Origin of the sequence: Pseudoalteromonas sp. OF5H-5 (assembly GCF_021530695.1) — a bacterium.
Lineage (GTDB): Bacteria > Pseudomonadota > Gammaproteobacteria > Enterobacterales > Alteromonadaceae > Pseudoalteromonas.
This window is the reverse complement of record NZ_JAKGBF010000061.1, coordinates 1-1,030: the sequence shown is the minus strand read 5'-3', so window position 1 is coordinate 1,030 and position 1,030 is coordinate 1. Positions and strand designations below refer to the sequence as shown.

General features: G+C 48.1%; 1 protein-coding gene and 2 pseudogenes. All 3 read left to right on the top strand.

Annotated features, from left to right (window positions below; all coding sequences use genetic code 11):
* A pseudogene (locus tag L1271_RS24665) lies at positions 1–410 on the top strand (tape measure protein); the annotation flags it as partial.
* The gene (locus L1271_RS24660) at positions 407–766 is read left to right on the top strand and encodes a hypothetical protein (protein ID WP_235369058.1); all 360 of its coding nucleotides are present in this window, start codon (positions 407–409) and stop codon (positions 764–766) included. The pseudogene L1271_RS24665 and the gene L1271_RS24660, both read left to right, overlap by 4 nt.
* Before the next feature lie 2 nt (positions 767–768).
* A pseudogene (locus L1271_RS24655) lies at positions 769–1,030 on the top strand (hypothetical protein); the annotation flags it as partial.

Sequence of the window (1,030 nt, the reverse complement as noted above, 5' to 3'; positions counted from 1 at the left end):
CATCAACGTCAGAGCTATCCAAAATTTATGACCGGATATTTAAACAGCTCGTTTATATCGATGGCGAACAAAAGCGCGCATTGCGAGATTTAATTGACCGCCAGCGTGAATCGCTCAAACAAGTTGCAAGTGCCAAACGCAATCCCGCACGCTCAAACACAATCACACCACGTGAAAACACTGAATATTACAGCCCAAGCCCCGTACCGACGAGGCCAAGCAATAGCTCTCCATTGAGCGATGCCATTAATGGCAAACTCGATAAATTGCTAACGCTACTGACAGCCCAGCAATCCGGTAAACGCATTGTGCTGGAACTCAAATTACCCAGTGGTAACACCGCCGAGCTATACACCACTATTCGAGACCAGCTATTAGAAGAGCTAGAACAATTGAGTAACGCCCAATGATAGTAATTAACGCCATAGCGCTACCACACGCCGTGTGGACAGATGAGCACGATTATCAAGCCGTTGCTGAGCAAGCAGAGCTTGCATTAAATGGTGCCTCACATATTGAAAAAACGCTGCTACCTGGTCGGCCCATCACGATTGAAAGTGTGCTGGAGGCAGCAAGTAGCTACATCGCGCTATTTGACCATAGCCGAACCACACTAACCGCGTTTGATATATCGATACGAGGCTCGGTATACACCGTGATTTGGGATCACAGCCAAAAGCCAGTCACGGGCAGCGCCGTAAGTTATTACTCAGATGCTCAGCCTGACTATTTTGAAAACATAACGCTTAGATTAAAAGTGGTATAAAGATGCTAAGAAGTCATTTAAAGATATTCAAACCCCAGCGGCTCGGCAGCGCACCCAATGCAGGCGGCCACCGCACCAACAACGCGGTGATAAGCGGAAAGCTAAACGATGTATTTAGCTCAATCAGCGACGTCGATCATGCGCGCAGCGCATTTGATCTTGTAAAACTTTACCCCGCCGTTGCAACTGATGACGCAACTAAGCTTTCAGATGCACACGTATTCATAGCTGACCAACCAGACGACCCGCTGGTCAGCACGCTAC